Origin of the sequence: Nocardia sp. SYP-A9097 (assembly GCF_009649815.1) — a bacterium.
Lineage (GTDB): Bacteria > Actinomycetota > Actinomycetes > Mycobacteriales > Mycobacteriaceae > Nocardia.
The window spans coordinates 25,303-40,652 of the sequence record NZ_WJIC01000011.1; the positions used below are offsets into that span (position 1 = coordinate 25,303).

The 15,350-nt window shown below is 66.5% G+C and carries 18 protein-coding genes; 5 read left to right on the forward strand and 13 right to left on the reverse strand.

Going from position 1 to position 15,350, the window contains the following annotated elements; translation table 11 throughout:
* Nucleotides 1-2 precede the first annotated feature (2 nt).
* From GFY24_RS22160 to GFY24_RS22205, 10 genes are read right to left on the reverse strand one after another with little or no spacing between them, the layout of a single operon-like run.
* A complete protein-coding gene (locus GFY24_RS22160) occupies nt 3-173 on the reverse strand; it encodes a hypothetical protein (RefSeq protein ID WP_153807008.1) in 171 nt (56 codons plus the stop codon).
* A 12-nt stretch (nt 174-185) separates the two neighbouring features.
* Nucleotides 186-1,766, reverse strand: a complete 1,581-nt coding sequence (locus tag GFY24_RS22165; RefSeq protein ID WP_153807009.1) for an acyl-CoA carboxylase subunit beta — start codon at nt 1,764-1,766, stop codon at nt 186-188.
* A 20-nt stretch (nt 1,767-1,786) separates the two neighbouring features.
* Nucleotides 1,787-2,644, reverse strand: coding sequence for an alpha/beta hydrolase (locus GFY24_RS22170; RefSeq protein WP_153807010.1), 858 nt, complete (start codon nt 2,642-2,644; stop codon nt 1,787-1,789).
* Complete coding sequence (locus GFY24_RS22175; RefSeq protein ID WP_153807011.1) at nt 2,641-3,600, reverse strand: aromatase/cyclase; 960 nt, start codon at nt 3,598-3,600, stop codon at nt 2,641-2,643. Before GFY24_RS22175 ends, GFY24_RS22170 begins: the two co-directional genes overlap by 4 nt.
* A 12-nt stretch (nt 3,601-3,612) precedes the next feature.
* Nucleotides 3,613-4,389 carry a 3-oxoacyl-ACP reductase FabG gene (gene fabG, locus GFY24_RS22180; protein ID WP_153807012.1) on the reverse strand — a complete coding sequence of 259 codons (777 nt, stop codon included), beginning with the start codon at nt 4,387-4,389 and terminating at the stop codon, nt 3,613-3,615.
* An 11-nt stretch (nt 4,390-4,400) separates the two neighbouring features.
* Nucleotides 4,401-4,658, reverse strand: a complete 258-nt coding sequence (locus GFY24_RS22185; RefSeq protein ID WP_153807013.1) for an acyl carrier protein — start codon at nt 4,656-4,658, stop codon at nt 4,401-4,403.
* Nucleotides 4,655-5,962 carry a ketosynthase chain-length factor gene (locus GFY24_RS22190; RefSeq protein ID WP_153807014.1) on the reverse strand — a complete coding sequence of 436 codons (1,308 nt, stop codon included), beginning with the start codon at nt 5,960-5,962 and terminating at the stop codon, nt 4,655-4,657. The genes GFY24_RS22185 and GFY24_RS22190 overlap by 4 nt, the downstream gene beginning before the upstream one ends.
* Complete coding sequence (locus tag GFY24_RS22195) at nt 5,959-7,230, reverse strand: beta-ketoacyl synthase (protein WP_153807015.1); 1,272 nt, start codon at nt 7,228-7,230, stop codon at nt 5,959-5,961. Before GFY24_RS22195 ends, GFY24_RS22190 begins: the two co-directional genes overlap by 4 nt.
* Nucleotides 7,227-7,859 carry a TcmI family type II polyketide cyclase gene (locus GFY24_RS22200; RefSeq protein WP_153807016.1) on the reverse strand — a complete coding sequence of 211 codons (633 nt, stop codon included), beginning with the start codon at nt 7,857-7,859 and terminating at the stop codon, nt 7,227-7,229. The genes GFY24_RS22195 and GFY24_RS22200 overlap by 4 nt, the downstream gene beginning before the upstream one ends.
* A 33-nt stretch (nt 7,860-7,892) precedes the next feature.
* On the reverse strand, nt 7,893-9,623 hold the full coding sequence (locus GFY24_RS22205) for a biotin carboxylase N-terminal domain-containing protein (RefSeq protein ID WP_309231175.1): 1,731 nt from the start codon (nt 9,621-9,623) through the stop codon (nt 7,893-7,895).
* 300 nt (nt 9,624-9,923) lie between these two features.
* On the opposite strand from GFY24_RS22205, the gene GFY24_RS22210 reads away from it, so the two are divergent.
* Genes GFY24_RS22210 through GFY24_RS22220 form a run of 3 tightly spaced genes read left to right on the forward strand, consistent with a single transcriptional unit; the run spans nt 9,924 to nt 11,417 of the window.
* Nucleotides 9,924-10,400 (forward strand): MarR family winged helix-turn-helix transcriptional regulator, encoded by a 477-nt coding sequence (locus tag GFY24_RS22210; RefSeq protein ID WP_153807018.1) that lies wholly within the window; start codon nt 9,924-9,926, stop codon nt 10,398-10,400.
* Nucleotides 10,401-10,403: 3 nt separating this feature from the next.
* The gene (locus GFY24_RS22215) at nt 10,404-10,889 is read left to right on the forward strand and encodes a hypothetical protein (protein ID WP_153807019.1); all 486 of its coding nucleotides are present in this window, start codon (nt 10,404-10,406) and stop codon (nt 10,887-10,889) included.
* 6 nt (nt 10,890-10,895) lie between these two features.
* Nucleotides 10,896-11,417 carry a nuclear transport factor 2 family protein gene (locus GFY24_RS22220; RefSeq protein WP_153807020.1) on the forward strand — a complete coding sequence of 174 codons (522 nt, stop codon included), beginning with the start codon at nt 10,896-10,898 and terminating at the stop codon, nt 11,415-11,417.
* 38 nt (nt 11,418-11,455) lie between these two features.
* Here GFY24_RS22220 and GFY24_RS22225 read toward each other — a convergent pair whose 3' ends face one another.
* Nucleotides 11,456-12,205 (reverse strand): response regulator transcription factor, encoded by a 750-nt coding sequence (locus tag GFY24_RS22225; protein ID WP_153807021.1) that lies wholly within the window; start codon nt 12,203-12,205, stop codon nt 11,456-11,458.
* A gap of 275 nt (nt 12,206-12,480) precedes the next feature.
* Between GFY24_RS22225 and GFY24_RS22230 the strand changes: the two genes are divergently transcribed.
* Nucleotides 12,481-13,266: a siderophore-interacting protein gene (locus GFY24_RS22230; protein ID WP_153807022.1), complete on the forward strand. Its 786-nt coding sequence runs from the start codon at nt 12,481-12,483 to the stop codon at nt 13,264-13,266.
* 8 nt (nt 13,267-13,274) lie between these two features.
* Here the strand turns inward: GFY24_RS22230 and GFY24_RS22235 are convergent, their stop codons facing one another.
* Together GFY24_RS22235 and map are read right to left on the reverse strand one after the other, a co-directional pair.
* Nucleotides 13,275-13,973, reverse strand: coding sequence for a hypothetical protein (locus GFY24_RS22235; protein ID WP_153807023.1), 699 nt, complete (start codon nt 13,971-13,973; stop codon nt 13,275-13,277).
* 242 nt (nt 13,974-14,215) lie between these two features.
* Nucleotides 14,216-14,983, reverse strand: a complete 768-nt coding sequence (map, locus tag GFY24_RS22240; RefSeq protein WP_153807024.1) for a type I methionyl aminopeptidase — start codon at nt 14,981-14,983, stop codon at nt 14,216-14,218.
* 78 nt (nt 14,984-15,061) lie between these two features.
* Here map and GFY24_RS22245 point away from each other — a divergent pair, with 78 nt between their 5' ends.
* A complete protein-coding gene (locus GFY24_RS22245) occupies nt 15,062-15,337 on the forward strand; it encodes a helix-turn-helix transcriptional regulator (RefSeq protein WP_153807025.1) in 276 nt (91 codons plus the stop codon).
* The last annotated feature ends 13 nt before the right edge of the window (nt 15,338-15,350 follow it).

Below are 15,350 nucleotides of genomic sequence, written 5' to 3' on the forward strand. Positions count from 1 at the left end.
TCTCACCGCCAGCCACGCGGGTTGCGGAACACGGTGTGCGCCCGTGTACCCGAAACCCGCGGCGGCGCCGCGGCGGCATCGGGCGCACTGTCGAACAACACCAATGCCAGTGCCGCGATGAGTTCGTCGCTCAGTTCGGTATGCAGATCGAAAAACGCTGTGGGATCGGACATTTCGACTCCTGATTACTGGGGTGGGTTGCCGTGTTTGCGCGCGGGCAGGTCGGCATGTTTGGCACGCAGCATGGTCAGCGCTCGGATCAGCACCATGCGGGTGTCGGCCGGATCGATCACGTCGTCGATCAATTCGCGTTCGACGCCGTAGTACGGATGCATCAGCTCGCGCGCATACCGCCCGACCAGCTCGGCCCGCATGGCGGCGGGGTCCGCGGCCGCGGCGATCTGCTTGCGGTACACCACATTCGCCGCACCCTCCGCACCCATGACCGCGATCTCATTGGTCGGCCAGGCCAGTGCCAGATCCGCGCCGACGCTGCGGGAATCCATCACGATGTACGCCCCGCCGTAGGCCTTGCGCAGCACGATCGAGATACGGGGCACGGTGGCATTGCAGTAGGCGTACAACAGTTTCGCGCCGTGCCGGATGATCCCGCCGTGCTCCTGGCCGACGCCGGGCAGGAATCCCGGCACATCCAGCAGTGTGATCAGCGGAATATTCATCGCGTCGCACATCTGCACGAAGCGCGCCGCCTTCTCGCTGGCGCTGATGTCGAGCGTGCCCGCCAGCGTATTGGGCTGATTGGCGACGAAACCCACTGTGTGCCCGTCCATTCGGGCCAGGGCGATGACGACATTGCCGGCCCATCGCTCCTGCACCTCCAAATAGGCTCCGTCATCGGCGATTTCGGCAATGACCTCGCGCATGTCGTAGGGCACGGTGCCGACCTGGGGCACCAGATCGGTGAGCACGGGGCAGCGCCGATCGGCCGGATCACCGGTGGGAACGACCGGCGGCAACTCGCGATTGTGCTGCGGCAGAAAGGACAACAAATACCGCACATCGGCCAGGCAGGACGCCTCGTCCTCGTACACGAAGTGCGCGACCCCGGACCGCTCGGCGTGAATATCGGCCCCGCCCAGCTCCTCCAAGGTCACCGACTCACCGGTGACGGCGGCGACCACCTCCGGCCCGGTGATGAACATCTGCGAGATGCCGCGCACCATGAGCACGAAATCGGTCAGCGCGGGCGCATAGGCCGCACCGCCCGCACACGGCCCCAGCATGACGCTGATCTGTGGAATCACCCCGGACGCAGCGGTATTGCGCCGGAAGATGCCGCCGTAACCGGCCAGCGCCGTCACACCCTCCTGGATGCGGGCGCCCGCACCGTCGTTCAGCGAGACCAGCGGCGCACCGGCCGAGATCGCCAAATCCATGAGTTTGTGGATCTTCTCGGCGTGCGCCTCACCCAGCGCGCCACCGAAGATGCGGAAGTCGTGTGCGTAGACGAACACGGTCCGCCCGTCCACCGTCCCCCATCCGGTGACCACGCCGTCGGTGTAGGGGCGCTGCTCGAGTCCGAATTCGACGGCCCGATGCCGCCGCAGCGCCTCTATCTCGGTGAATGAATCCGGGTCGAGCAGCAGCGAAATACGTTCGCGCGCGGTGAGTTTGCCTTTGGCATGCTGGCGCGCGGTGGCCGCGGGATCGGGCCCGGCCTCGGCGAGCTCCTTGCGCAGGCGTAGCTCGTCGATGGGATCGAAGGCCGTCTCCGGCGAGCGCGGCAGCGTCGATTCTTCGGTCATGGCGGTGTCCTCTCCCGGGATCAGGCGGCAGCGCGGTCGAGCAGACAGGTTTCGAAGAACGAGAGCGCACTGACGTGGTACGCGCGCGCCGCCCAGCCGAGGCTGATGTTGTGGCCCGCATGGGGTACCCGGGCCACGCCGATGCTCGGCGCGGATTCGAACAGCGCGGGCAGCTCGTCGAGAGTGGCGGGGTCGATGCGCCACCACCGTTCCTGCTCGGCGAAGCTCAGTCGCACCGGTATGCGGATCCGCGCGGCCACCTCGGCGAAGGTCTCCGGCCAGTGCACGGTCTCGCTCAGCTCCAAGGGCGGCGGCGAGTCCACGGCGGCGCCGGTCCGGGTGAAGGTCCGCGGCGGATACAGCTGCAGGTCGCCCCAATTCCTTTGCCACAGTTTGGCGTCCGCCGCCATGGGTGCGAACCGGTGTCCGCACCCTGACACCTCCACCCCGCAGAACTGTGCGTCGCCCGCGAGGACGAGCGCGAGTTTGCCGCCGAAGGAGTGCCCGAGCAGGAACAGGCCCGCGCCGATGTCATTACCCGCGGTGAAGTCGGCCAGGGCGGCGCGCACCGTCTCGGCCTGGTCGGCGAGCGATTGCCCGTCCGGCAGCGCGTCGGCGGACGCACCGTATCCGGGTCGGTCCAAAGCCAGTACGGCGTAACCCATTCGGGTGGCGGCGGTCAGCAGTGAGACATCGGGGTGGGCCTGCCCGTGGAAATAGGCCGAGGACATGCCGGCCCCGTGCAGCGCGACAATGGTGGCGCGCGGCAGGTCCAGGGTGGGCGTGCTGAACAGGGCGGACATGGCAATACCGTTGGCGTCCAGCACTATTCGGTGAGCTCCCGGCGCGACGATGCGCAACGCGTCGGCCGGGCTCATGATCTCGCCTCCGCGAACTGTTTGGCATGGCGCAGGGTGGCCAGGCTGTTGGTGCTCAACGCCCGGCGCACATACGCCTTGGCGGTGTCGATATCGGCGTCAGGCCCGAGCACCGCGGCGATATTGTCGGTATTGATCACGACACTGTGCTGTGAGGACACCGACACCCCGTGCGTGCTCGGCCGCACCGTCCAGTACCCGGTGTGCAGTGTCATCAACGCGGGCATGGTGAGCTGCTTGTAAGCGATCTTGTGGTGCGGGAACATGATTCGGTACGACATGGTCCGGTGTTGCGACCCGTCGACGGCGACGGTATCCATGGCCAGCGACTGCATACCCGGCCCCGGCTCGGTCAACTCGACCCCCGCGACGTGTGGCAACCGCTCCGGCCACAGCTGTGCCTCGCTGATGAATCCGAAGACATCCTCGGCCGTACCCGCCACCTCGACAGTGTCCTCGAACTCGAAAGCCGCATCCGCGCCCGCGGCACCGAGTTCGATACTGCGTTTCAGCGCCGCGAGTTCGGTCTGTGAATTGCGGTCGACCACATCGTCGATCCAGCTCAGATCCGCTGCGGTGACCGCCCGGTAGTCGTGCAGCAGGCGGACATGGGAGCGGTCGCCGGCCAGCGGGTCGACAATCCAGGTGCCGCCCATGGCCGCGATCGGCGCGCTGCTGACCTCCTGGCGGAATTCGATGCGCCGTTGTCCGGGATCGAGCACCCGCCGTGATACCCAGTGCTTGACCCCGGCACCGGCAGTCGCCCAGATTCTGATGCGCTGTTCGAGCTCGTTATTGTCCAGGTAGTCGGCGAAGATGGTGGGCGGGAACAATTGCGGCCAGTTCTCCACCTCGGCGAGCAGGCGGTAGACGGTGTCCGCGGGCGCGGCCACCTCGATGGTGTGCTCGGTCTGCCCGGTGACGGATTCGGTTGTCCGCGCGGTGGTTTCGGCCATGATGCAATCCCTTCAGAAGTTCCCGAGTCCGCCGCAGACGTTCAATGCCTGCGCGGTGATGGATGCGGCGGTGTCCGAGGCCAGATAGCCGACCAGCCCGGCCACCTCCTGCGGTGTGCAGTAGCGCCCGAGCGGGATCTTGGCGGTGAACTTCGCCATGACCGCTTCCTCGGTGGTCTGCTGCAGGGTGGCGTAGTTCCGCCGGACCTGTTGTGCCATCGGCGTTTCCACGTACCCGGGGCATACCGCGTTGACGGTGATGCCGGTCGGGGCGAGTTCATTGCCGAGCGATTTGGTGAAGCCCACGACGCCGTGTTTGGACGCGGAGTACGGCGCGCCGAGCACCACACCCTGCTTGCCCGCCGTCGAGGCGATATTGATGATGCGCCCGCGCCCGCGATGGCGCATACCGCCGGTGTTGAGTACTTCCCGGGTCATTCGGAAGACGCTGTTGAGATTGGTATCGATGACGTTGTCCCAGACCTCGTCACCGAGATCGGCGGTGACGCCGCCACCGCTGATGCCCGCATTGTTGACCAGCACATCGACCGGCCCGAAACACGCGGCCGCGGCGGTGACGAACTCGCGCACCGAATCACCGGACCGCACATCGACCGCGCAACCGTCCACCTCGAGGCCCGCCTCGCGGAGTTGCTTCACGGTGGTGGCGACATTCTCGGCGGTCCGGGCCCCGACATAGACGCGGTGACCGGAGGCCCCGAGCAACTGGGCCACGGCCAGGCCGATACCGCTGGTCGCGCCGGTGACCAGGGCGTGGGATTGCGACATGGTGACTCCTGCTATCGGGTGGGGAGCGGAATGAGGGTGTTCACCGCGGCCAGGAAGGTGCGCGGGGTGTCGGCGTCGATGACGGTCGAATCCTCCAGCGTCACACCGAATTCCCGTTCGACCCGGCTGGCAGTCTCGAGCATGGCCAGGGAGTCGTAGCCGAGATCCTCGAAGGTGAGGTCGAGAATGTCGGACGCCAGGTCCACATCCTCGGGAGCGCCGGAACCCTCCCGCAGGATGCGGGTGAGATCGTCGATGGTGAATGTCATGGCTTGTCCTTTCCTTCGGGGGCGGTGAGAACGACGGCGGAGTTGAACCCGCCCTGGCCACGGGCCAGTACGAGCGCGGTGCGCACCGTTGCGCGCCGCGCCCCGCCGACCACCAGATCCAGTGGTGAGTCGGAGTTCGGGATGACATTGACGGTCGGCGGGATCTCACCGTCCGCCATGGCGAGCAGCGCGGTGGCCACATCGAGCGGGCCCGCACCCGAATACAGCCGTCCGGTCATGGTTTTCGGTGCGGTCACCGGGACCGCGCGGTGGCCGAAGACCTCGGCGATGGCCTCGGTCTCGATGCGGTCGAGCTCCGGGAGACCGGCGGCATCGGCGAAGACCACATCGATATCGGCGGCCGCCAGACGCGCGTCGGCCAACGCCATCTCGATGGCCGCGGCCAGCGCGGGCTCCCGGCCGGTGTGCGGCGCGGGATCGAAAGTCGATGCGTAACCGGCGATCTCGCCGTAACTGTGCGCGCCTCGAGCACGGGCCGTCGCCGCGGACTCCATAATCAGGATCGCGCCGCCCTCGCCCGGCACATGTCCGGTGGCGCGCGGGTCGAACGGCAGGTACGCGCATTCGGGATCGCTACCCGCGTGCACTCGGCCGCTGGTCCACAGTGCCGCCCAGCCCCACGGGCACAGCGAGGCATCCATGCCACCGGACACCATCAGCGGGATGCCCTTGCGAATCTGCCTGCGGGCGTGCGCGATCGCGTCGAGGCCGCCGGCCTGATCGCTGACCACGACACCGCTGGGGCCCTTCATGCCGTGGCGGATGGAGATCTGCCCGCTGTTGACCGCGTAGAACCAAGCGAAGGACTGATACGCGGTGACGTACTGACTGCCCCGGCTCCACAGACTGCACAGCTCGCGCTGGGCGAATTCGAAACCACCCGAACTGGCGGCGGTCAGCACACCCATATCGAATTCGGCGATCGCCGCGGTATCGATACCGGCATCGGCCAGTGCCCACTCCGCCGCGACCAGTGCGAGCCGGGTGACCTGATCGGTCTGGGGCAGAATACGATTGGGGAGATGCTCCGATGCCTCGAAGCCGGGAACCTCACCCGCCAGGGTGGCCGGATACCCGGACGGGTCGAATCGGGTGATACGGCCGATACCACTGTGCCCGGCGCGGACCGCATCCCAATAGGCCTGCTTACCAAGACCATTCGGTGCGGTGATGCCGATTCCGGTGACCACCGCCCGGGTCGTGTCGAGTTCGGCGTCCGTCGTGGCGCGAGCCGCCGCGTGGTGCCGCACGCCGTTGATTCCATTGATCACCGCGCCGGTCATGCCGCCGCCCCCGTCCCCGTGGTCAGCACCATGGCGCTCTGGAAGCCGCCGAATCCGCTACCGACGGTCAGCACCGTGTCGGTGCGGTGCTCACGGGCGGTGAGCGGCACATAGTCCAGATCGCACTCCGGGTCCGGGGTATGCAGATTCGCGGTCGGCGGAACCACATTGGCGCCCAGGGCCAGCACCGAGGCCGCGATCTCGATGGATCCGATGGCGCCCAGCGAATGCCCGACCATGGATTTGATCGAACTCACCGGTACCTGATGCGCGTGCGCACCCAGGCTCCGCTTGAACGCCGCGGTCTCGTGCCGGTCGTTCTGCTTGGTGCCCGAGCCGTGCGCGTTGATGTAGTCCACGGCCTCGCCGGGCAGCCCGGCCTCACCCAGCGCGACCCGGATGGCCTCGGCCATTTCCGCACCGTCCGAACGCAATCCGGTCATATGGTAGGCGTTGGCGCGGGTGGCATAACCGGCGATTTCGGCGTAGATGTGCGCGCCGCGCCGCCGGGCCGCGGCCATCTCCTCCAGCACGAACATGGCCGTTCCCTCACCCAGTACGAAGCCGTTGCGAGTGGCATCGAAAGGCCGCGAAGCCGATTCGGGTGCGTCGTGGCGCGGCGTCGTCGCCTTGATGGCGTCGAAGCAGGCCATCGTAATGGGGGAGATGGGTGCGTCCGCGGCGCCGGTGACCATGACATCGGCCGAGCCGTCGGCAATGAGTTGCATGGCATAGCCGACCGAGTCCAGCCCTGAGGTGCAGCCCGAGGACACCACCGTGACCGGTCCCTGCGCGCCGACCGTCAACGCCACCTCGGCGGCGAACGAACTGGGCATCAGATGCCGGTAGAGATGGCGGTCCGCGTAGTCCTGATCGACCAGGTCCAAACGCCCGCCATTGCTGATGACCCGGTAGTCCTGTTCGAGTCGCATGGTCGCCCCGACCGCACTACCCAGCGCCACCCCGATCCGATACGGGTCCAGGGCAGCGAATTCCAGGCCGCTGTCGGCGACCGCGCCGCGCGCGCCGACCATGGCGAATTGCCCTGTGCGATCGAGTCTTTGGATCTCCTGCGGGGTGAGCCCGTGCCGCTCCGGATCGAAGTCGACCTCGGCGGCCACCCGGGAACGGAACTGATCCGGGTCGAAGAAGCTGATCCGCCGGGTGGCGGTGCGGCCGGAGGTGAGCAGGTCCCAGAACTGTTTGGCCCCGACTCCGCCGGGGGCGATCACCTCCATTCCGGTGATGACAACGCGCCGGCTGTTCATGCTTTCTCCCAGTGGTAGAACCGGTGTGCCACGGCATCGGCGGGCTTGCGCCAGGTGGCCGCGTCGTACTTCTCGATCAATGGGTCGAGGTCGTCGCAGATCTGGATGAAGCGCGGATCGGCTTGCTTCCACGCCTGCGCGATCACCGCGCCACCGTCGGGGGTCTCGAAGTCCTGCAGATGGAAATAGACGCCTTCGTAGGCGAACAATTGCCGCCGCCGGGTACCCATGCGGTGCGGTACATCGGTGGTATCGAACTCCGCGAACAGGTCTGCGACCTGCGGGCGGCGGGCGGGGGAGAGCCGGTTCACCACCAGCGTGCTGTACATGCTCGGCTGCACCGGGCCGGGCAGCCAGTGGTAATAGCGCTGGGCCACCGGGCGGAACGGCGCGGCGGCATCGCCGTATCCGCTCACATAGGCGGCCAGGTCCGGGCCGGTGTGCTCGTCATGCGCGGGGGCGTCACTGTCGACGACCTGGATCAGCAGCTCGTCGTGATAGTGGAAGAGTTGGCGCCGAACGGTTTTCGACTCCGCGGGAGTGTCCGCGGCATCGAAATCCGCGAATTCGGCGGCGACCTGCTCCCGCGCCTCGGCGGTCATCGTGGCGACCGTGACAGTCGTGTGCATACCTTCTGGTCCCTCGGTTCTGGATTCGGAGGTTCAGTTCTGAATTCGGCAGAGCACGGCGCCGGTGCCGATACTCCGGCCGATCTCGGTGATCAGCCCGACCACGGTGCCCGCCTTGTGAGCGGTGATCGGCTGTTCCATCTTCATCGCCTCGATCACGGCGATGAGCTGGCCGGATGCGACCGAATCGCCCTCTGTGGCAGCGACTTTCACGAGCGTGCCGGACATCGGCGCGGTCAAGGTGTCACCGGTGTGCTTGGCGGACGAGCCGGTGCGAACTCCACGCGGTGCGGGTCGCGGACCGGGTTTGCCGCCGCGTGCGGGCAGCGTCACCTCGACCCGCTTACCCCGCACCTCGACCACCACCGTCTCGCGTGGAGCCGGGGAATCCTGTGTCACAACGTCTTCCACGTGCGGGGCGATCGTGTTGCGGAACTCGGTCTCGATCCAGCGGGTGTGCACCCGGAAGGGATCGTCGGTGAAGTCCGGATCGACGACGACGGCGCGGTGCAGCGGCAGCGTCGTCGGCAGGCCCTCGATCTCGAATTCGCTCAGCGCGCGCGCCGCCCGCTGTAGCGCCTGCGCCCGATCCGCGCCGGTGACAATGAGTTTCGCCAGTAGCGAGTCCCACTGCGCGCCCACCACGCTGCCGGCCTCGACACCCGAGTCCAGGCGCACGCCGGGCCCACTCGGCGGCCGATACCGCACGACGACGCCGGGGCCGGGCAGAAAGTTTCGGCCCGCGTCCTCGCAATTGACGCGGAACTCGATGGAGTGCCCGCGCGGGGCCGGATCGGGATAGTCGAGCAGACCGCCGTCGGCCAGGCGCAGCTGCTCGCGCACCAGGTCGATGCCGGTGATCTCCTCGGTGACAGGGTGTTCCACCTGCAGCCGGGTATTGACCTCGAGGAACGACAGCGTGCCATCCGCCCCGACCAGGAACTCGCAGGTGCCCGCGCCCCGGTAGCCCGCCGCGCGCAGGATGGCCTTGGAGGCATTGATCAGCGCGGTGTGCTGGGCGGTGCTGAGGAAAGGCGCGGGAGCCTCCTCGACCAGCTTCTGATGCCGGCGCTGCAGCGAGCAGTCCCTGGTCGATACCACCACCACATTCCCGGCCGCATCGGCCAGGCACTGGGTCTCCACGTGCCGGGGCTGATCCAGATACCGCTCCACGAAGCACTCGCCGCGCCCGAACGCGGCGTGCGCCTCCCGCACCGCGGATTCGAAGCATTCGGGGATCTCGGCAAGGGTGCGTGCGACTTTCAGGCCGCGACCGCCACCGCCGAAGGCCGCTTTGACGGCCACCGGCAGCCCGTGCTTCCTGGCGAATATGATGACTTCGTCCGGATCGGTGACCGGCCCGGGGCTGCCGGCGACAATCGGTGCGCCGGCCGCCGCGGCGATGCGGCGGGCGGTCACCTTGTCACCGAGGTCGCGAATGACCTGCGGCGGCGGGCCGATCCAGATCAGTCCCGCCGCCAGCACCGCCGCGGCGAAATCGGCGTTCTCGGAGAGGAATCCGTATCCCGGATGCACCGCATCGGCCCGCGCTGCCCGGGCGGCGGCGAGCACGGCGTCGATATTCAGGTAGCTTGTCGCGGCCGTATCGCCCCCGAGGGCATAGGCCTCGTCGGCGGCGCGCACGTGGACTGCGTCACGGTCCGGGGTCGCGTACACCGCGACCGAGGTGATGCCGGCGTCGCGGCACGCCCGCGCTATTCGCACCGCGATCTCACCGCGGTTGGCGATCAACACTTTTCGCACGGTGTCTCCTGAAAGTCGTTGGGATGCAATGACAATCGTGGGCAAGCAAGATCGACAGCCGGTGAACGGCAGTTCCGAGAACCTTCAGAAGCTGTACCTCCGATCGCCTCGAGGTTCTGGAATCGGCCGGATTCCTCCGGTGAACTTCAAGTTCTCTCGCGCCCGGTTGCCGGTCCCCTGGACGGCCCCTACCATGCCGTTCCGGCCTGTCACCGGCACGGATCCCCGCAGCGCTCGCACTTATATGGCTTGCCATGTATCGTCGATTTCAGTCCTCACCACGACCGATGAAAGGTAGGCATGGAGCCGCTCGCGACGCCGCCGATAGACCGGCGCACCTCACTCGGATACCTGATCAACCATCTCGCCCGGCTCATGGAGCACGCGCTGCGCGATCGGATCGCCGAATACGGGGTGGTGTCAGGGCAATTCGCGCAACTGCTCGCCCTGTACGAGCAGGACGGCGTCCCGCAGCACGAGCTCTGCGAAAAAGTCCGGATCGATCAATCGACGATGGCCCACACGCTCAAGCGGATGGAGCGTGACGGGCTGATCCAGCGCACCGCCGATCCCGCCGACGGGCGACGGGCGCTGATCCACCTCACCGAGCGTGCGCAGCGACTGCGGGCCGCCCTGGTCTCGGTCGCGCACGAGGTGAACGACATTGCCGCCGCGGGGTTTTCGGGACCGCGGGAAGAAGACTTCCTCCGTATGGCTCGACAGGCGATCGGAAATCTCGAAGCAGATCGGGCCCACCTGAACGGCAAAGAGAGGTAAACCATGCTCTCCCGCATCCATCCCATCGCGGGCGCAGTCGGACTGACCACCATTCTCACCTTCTGGATCTCGACCGTCGTGACGGAGATCTTCGGATCGAAGCACGCGATCATCACGCTGAAGCAGACCATTCCGTGGGGTCTGCCGATTCTGGTGCTGGCCCTGGCCCTCACCGGGGCGAGCGGCTTTCGACTCGCCGGCGGCTCGACCCTGCCGGTAATTCTCGTCAAGAAACGCCGGATGCCGTTCATCGCGGCCAATGGACTACTCGTACTGATTCCCTGCGCGATCACCCTGGATGTGCTCGCCGGCCACGATCACTTCGGGGTCGCGTTCTATTGCGTCCAAGCGGTGGAGCTCGTCGCGGGGGCGATCAATATCGCGCTGATGTCATTGAATGTTCGCGATGGTCTCCGGCTCACCGGCCGGTTCGGCATGACCACTTCGGATCCAACCGTTGCCGTCGGCAGCGGAGAATCTCAGGGATGACGCATTATGAACATGATTTTCGAGAACGAACTACGGCACGAACTCGCTATGCTGCGCGCGGAAGTACGCGAATTGCGGGATCACCGCGATATCGCAGCCCTTTTCGATACATTCTTCTTCTTCGAGGACCGCAAGTCCATGAATGACGAATGGGCGGCATCGGTCTTCACCGACGATGTGCTGCTCGAATTGCCACCCGAGGACTATCGGGGTATCGCGGGGCTCGCCGCGCATATGACGGAAGTCGTGGCATTGTTCGGTCCGACCCATCACACGACCACCGATTGTCATGCCGATGTGCACGGTGATCACGCCGTGGTGCGGGTCAATCTCACCGCGACGCACCAGCATGTATCGGACGGCGCCGTGCCGCTCATCGTCTGGGGGTACCTCGAGGCGGACGCTCGGCGTACCGCGGCGGGCTGGCGTTTGAGCCGAATGAATTTCGCCAAGGTAATGCGCACCGGCGAGGCGCCGGCCGGCTACGCCTTCGATGAGAATCTGAACGTCATCACGGTCGGCGACTGATGCGAACGGCCGCCGACTCGATGAGTCGGCAGCCTTCGTCATGCCGAGATCTCCGCGATCGGCATGAGCTTGAATCCGATACCGCGGACCGCCACGATCCAGTCGCTCGAACCCAATTTCGCGCGCAGGCTGCTCACATGGGTGTCCACGGTGTGGTGCGACCACGATCCGTCCCACACCTCACGCAGAATCTGATGCCGCGGCACCACCACCCCGGGCCGCCGCGCCAGCAGGCACAACAGGTCGAATTCCTTCTTGGTCAGCACAATTGGCCTGCCATGCACGTCGATCTCGCGGGCCGCTTCGTCGATACGCAGCGATCCGCACCGGGTGACGGACGCCGACTCGACCGGGAGTTCCGGGCACGCCCGCCGCATGACCGAATCGATTCTCGCGACGAGTTCGCTGATGCCGAACGGCCGAGCGAGATAGTCGTCGGCGCCCGAACTCAGACCGAGTACGCAGTCGAGTTCGGAGGTCCGGTCGGTGACCAGAATGATCGGCACGGCATGTCGGGCGCGAATCGATCGGCACACCGCGAAACCGTCGAAATCCGGCAGATCCGGATCGAGCAGCAAGAGATCGGCACGATCGGAGAGTTTCATGGCCATCGTTCCGGTATCGACCGTTGCCACCTGATGACCGTATCTCGGCAACTCCTGGACCAGGCCACCACAGCCTTCGGTCCTCGCCACGATCAGTATTCGCCAGGACCTTTCGAAAACCGAGAAATGAATATCGGGGAAACTCGCCTCGAGTTCGACCTGCCGCAGCTCATTGCTTTCCATGTTCGGAATGCCCCCACGTCCTGGACACAGAGTGTCACGCTGACGACCACGCTACTGCGGGCGGCCGGGTGTTCGATTCTCTTCGAGGTTAGGCGATGCGGTGCATGTGCTCAAACCGGGGCGGGGAATTCGGAGAAGTAGTGAAATATCTAACAAATTGAACCCCCGATACGCGAGGAATTCCGAAAAGAAAAGAGGCCGTTCGGTTTATTTACGAATTCGGCCTGACCAATTTCCGGACCATACTATGCGACTTGCTAATGAAAGGCATTCTCATGGCATCCAGCGGCAACCCCGCGCGGGGCGATATCGCCACCCGTCAATTGCGCGGCCTGAGCGATCTGCTCCTCGACCGATTCTTCGCCACGGGCCACATCTCCGAAACCGAGCGGATTGCGGCCCGGGTCAACCGGATACGAATCGCCGGCCCGGCGGTACACAATCTGAACTGGATTCCCGGCCAGCACGTGCGGATCGCGACCGGCGATATCGATGCCGGCGGAGTCCTGGCGCGAGTCGGTGAGCTGCGCACCTATTCGGTGTGGCACTTCGACCCCGAGCGCGGCGAGTTGGATGTGTGCGTGCTCGATCACGGCGACGGGCCGGGAGCTCAGTGGGGGCGCAAAGCCGCTGTCGGCCGGCGGGTTCGGTTCCGCGGCCCCGAGGGCTCCTTCGCCCTGCGTGCCGACGCGCCCTACCACCTGTTCGCCGGGGAGGAGACCGCGTCGGTCGCCTTCGGTGCCATGCTCGGCGCGGTCCCCGCGGATATCGCCGTGCACGGTGCGATCGAAACGGCCACGGCCGAGGATCGGCTGCCCGTGCCGCGATCCGCCGAACTGGCCCGGCCGCTGCGCGGCGCCGCTTCCGCCGCTCGCTCGGAAGTTCTGCTCGATGCGGTCCGCGCCCTCGATCTGCCCTCCGCACCGGGCATTGCCTACCTGGCCGGCGAGGCCCGCACAATCCAACAGGTCATGAAACACCTTGTCCAAGAACGTGAGTGGCCTCGCCGATCAATTCAGGTCAAGCCCTTCTGGGCCCCGGGCCGACGCGGTATGGAGTAGGCACCGGATCACTTCCCCGGGAGCGGGGAATTGATGGTGGTGAAGTACTGCGCGGCGGCGGCGAGAGCGACCGGGCCGGTGACCAGGAGAGCGCCCGCCAGGGTGCCGATGGCGGCCATGGCGGCGGCGCCCGCGATGCAGCCGACGGCGGCGGCGGGCAGGAAGGAGAAGATGCCGCCGATAATGCCGGTGGCCAGGGTCGCGCCGCCACCTGCGGCGACGCCGCCGAGGATGCAGCCGATGGCGCCGCCGCCGATGCCGCCGATCGTGGTGCCGATGGCCGCGCCCGCGGTGATGGTGCTGGTCAGGCGGCCCCAGGCGGCCACCTCGCGCTCGTAGGGGGTGCGCCAAGGGGCGGAGTCCTCGAAGGGCAGGGCGACCGGCTTGTACTCCGCGTGTGCGGTGTCGAATAGTGGGGTGAGGGTGGCGGTGCGGCCGGCGATGTCGGCGGTCACGGGAAAGACGAAATCGTCTACGCGGAAGGACAATTCGGTGCCCGCGAGGACGGTGCCGTCGGCGGCCTCGATCTTCAGCGCGCCGTTCTCGACGACCAGTGAGCCCGAATCGGTGGAGATGACCGCGGCATTGTCGAGGGTCTTGGCGGTGTAGTTCACCGGGGCGACAGGGGCAGGGGCTGCGGTGGCCGTTCCGCAGCCGATGACGGCGGTGCCGATCAGCAGTGCGGAGGTGGCGGCGATCTTCCTCATCTTGTCCTTCAGGTGCCGAACCGGGCGACATCTCCGAACCGTGGAGAGTGTCGCCAGTCACTTGAAATCACTAAGCGGTCGCTTAGTGATCGGAACGTTAGCTGCATCACACGTGATCGGTCAAGTTGGCTCTGAAATGCGGTTATGGTCGCAGGTAAAGCGCCTGATTGAGACACTGAGGCCGCCATGTCTCCGACATGACGGCCTCGTTTTCTCGCTGCGGCAAGCCGGTGAGGTTGGTCTCAGCCGACCCGGGTGAGCACCTGCGGACCCGCCTCGGTAATCGCCACGGTGTGCTCGGAGTGGGCGGTGCGCGAGCCGTCGGCCGAGCGAATCGTCCAGCCGTCCGGATCGGTGACGATGCGATCGGTGGTGCGCGCGAACCACGGTTCGATGGCGATGGCCAGGCCCGGGCGCAGCACGTAGCCGCGACCGGCGCGGCCGTGATTGGGGATATGCGGGTCCTCGTGCATGGTGCGGCCCAGGCCGTGCCCGCCGAATTCGGTGTTCACCGGATAGCCGTAGGCGTGCGCGACCCCGGCGATGGCGGCGGAGATATCACCGATCCGATTCCCCGGCAGCGCAACGGATATCGCGGCCTGCAGGGCCTCTTCGGTGGCGCGCACCAGGCGGGTGTCCGCCTCGTCGGCCGTGCCGACGATGACGGTGGTGGCCGAGTCGGCGACCCAGCCGTCGATGCCGACCGCGAGGTCCATGGTCAGGACATCGCCGTCACGCAAGGCGTAGTCGAATGGAAGACCGTGCAGCACAGCGTCATTCACCGAAAGGCAGACGGTATTGCGGAACGGCCCGCGGCCGAACGAGGGGGAGTAGTCCCAGTAGCACGAGTCCGCACCGCGTTGGCGAATACGTTCGCGCACATGGGCTTCCAGCTCCAGCAGGTTCACTCCGAGCTGTGCCCGATCGCGTAGTTCGGTGAGTACCTGCGCGACGAATTCTCCGGTCACCCGCATGCGGGCGATCTCCGCCGCGGACTTGAGTTCCACCATGTCCAACCTCCGTATCGGTATTTTAATACCGACCATAGCGGCTTGCGGTATTTTTATACCAACCGTAGGGTGGCGGTCATGGTTCGACTTCCATTGACTCCGGCCCAGGTCGAGGCCGGTCGGCGACTCGGGTCCGCGCTGCGCGCCGCCCGCGCCGGACGCGATCTCATCGAGGTGGCCGTGGACGCCGGCATCTCACCCGAGACGCTCCGCAAGATCGAATCCGGGCGTATGCCCACCCCGGCGTTCGGGACCGTGGTCGCGCTCAGCCGCGCACTCGGCATCACCCTCGAAGAGCTGGCCGAGCACTGGCAGCCCGCCGTCACCGAATCCGCGCGCCGCACCGCCTCCTGACTGAAACGTCTGA

Excerpts from the sequence above, each read along its gene's own strand:
- GFY24_RS22200 (WP_153807016.1), bottom strand. The coding sequence starts at position 7,859 with ATGCACACGACTGTCACGGTCGCCACGATGACCGCCGAGGCGCGGGAG.
- GFY24_RS22210 (WP_153807018.1), top strand. The coding sequence starts at position 9,924 with ATGGAGCCGCTCGCGACGCCGCCGATAGACCGGCGCACCTCACTCGGA.
- map (WP_153807024.1), bottom strand. The coding sequence starts at position 14,983 with ATGGTGGAACTCAAGTCCGCGGCGGAGATCGCCCGCATGCGGGTGACC.
- fabG (WP_153807012.1), bottom strand. The coding sequence starts at position 4,389 with ATGTCGCAATCCCACGCCCTGGTCACCGGCGCGACCAGCGGTATCGGC.
- GFY24_RS22185 (WP_153807013.1), bottom strand. The coding sequence starts at position 4,658 with ATGACATTCACCATCGACGATCTCACCCGCATCCTGCGGGAGGGTTCC.
- GFY24_RS22235 (WP_153807023.1), bottom strand. The coding sequence starts at position 13,973 with ATGAGGAAGATCGCCGCCACCTCCGCACTGCTGATCGGCACCGCCGTC.
- GFY24_RS22190 (WP_153807014.1), bottom strand. The coding sequence starts at position 5,962 with ATGACCGGCGCGGTGATCAATGGAATCAACGGCGTGCGGCACCACGCG.
- GFY24_RS22225 (WP_153807021.1), bottom strand. The coding sequence starts at position 12,205 with ATGGAAAGCAATGAGCTGCGGCAGGTCGAACTCGAGGCGAGTTTCCCC.
- GFY24_RS22195 (WP_153807015.1), bottom strand. The coding sequence starts at position 7,230 with ATGAACAGCCGGCGCGTTGTCATCACCGGAATGGAGGTGATCGCCCCC.
- GFY24_RS22160 (WP_153807008.1), bottom strand. The coding sequence starts at position 173 with ATGTCCGATCCCACAGCGTTTTTCGATCTGCATACCGAACTGAGCGAC.
- GFY24_RS22230 (WP_153807022.1), top strand. The coding sequence starts at position 12,481 with ATGGCATCCAGCGGCAACCCCGCGCGGGGCGATATCGCCACCCGTCAA.
- GFY24_RS22175 (WP_153807011.1), bottom strand. The coding sequence starts at position 3,600 with ATGGCCGAAACCACCGCGCGGACAACCGAATCCGTCACCGGGCAGACC.
- GFY24_RS22220 (WP_153807020.1), top strand. The coding sequence starts at position 10,896 with ATGAACATGATTTTCGAGAACGAACTACGGCACGAACTCGCTATGCTG.
- GFY24_RS22215 (WP_153807019.1), top strand. The coding sequence starts at position 10,404 with ATGCTCTCCCGCATCCATCCCATCGCGGGCGCAGTCGGACTGACCACC.
- GFY24_RS22170 (WP_153807010.1), bottom strand. The coding sequence starts at position 2,644 with ATGAGCCCGGCCGACGCGTTGCGCATCGTCGCGCCGGGAGCTCACCGA.
- GFY24_RS22245 (WP_153807025.1), top strand. The coding sequence starts at position 15,062 with ATGGTTCGACTTCCATTGACTCCGGCCCAGGTCGAGGCCGGTCGGCGA.
- GFY24_RS22165 (WP_153807009.1), bottom strand. The coding sequence starts at position 1,766 with ATGACCGAAGAATCGACGCTGCCGCGCTCGCCGGAGACGGCCTTCGAT.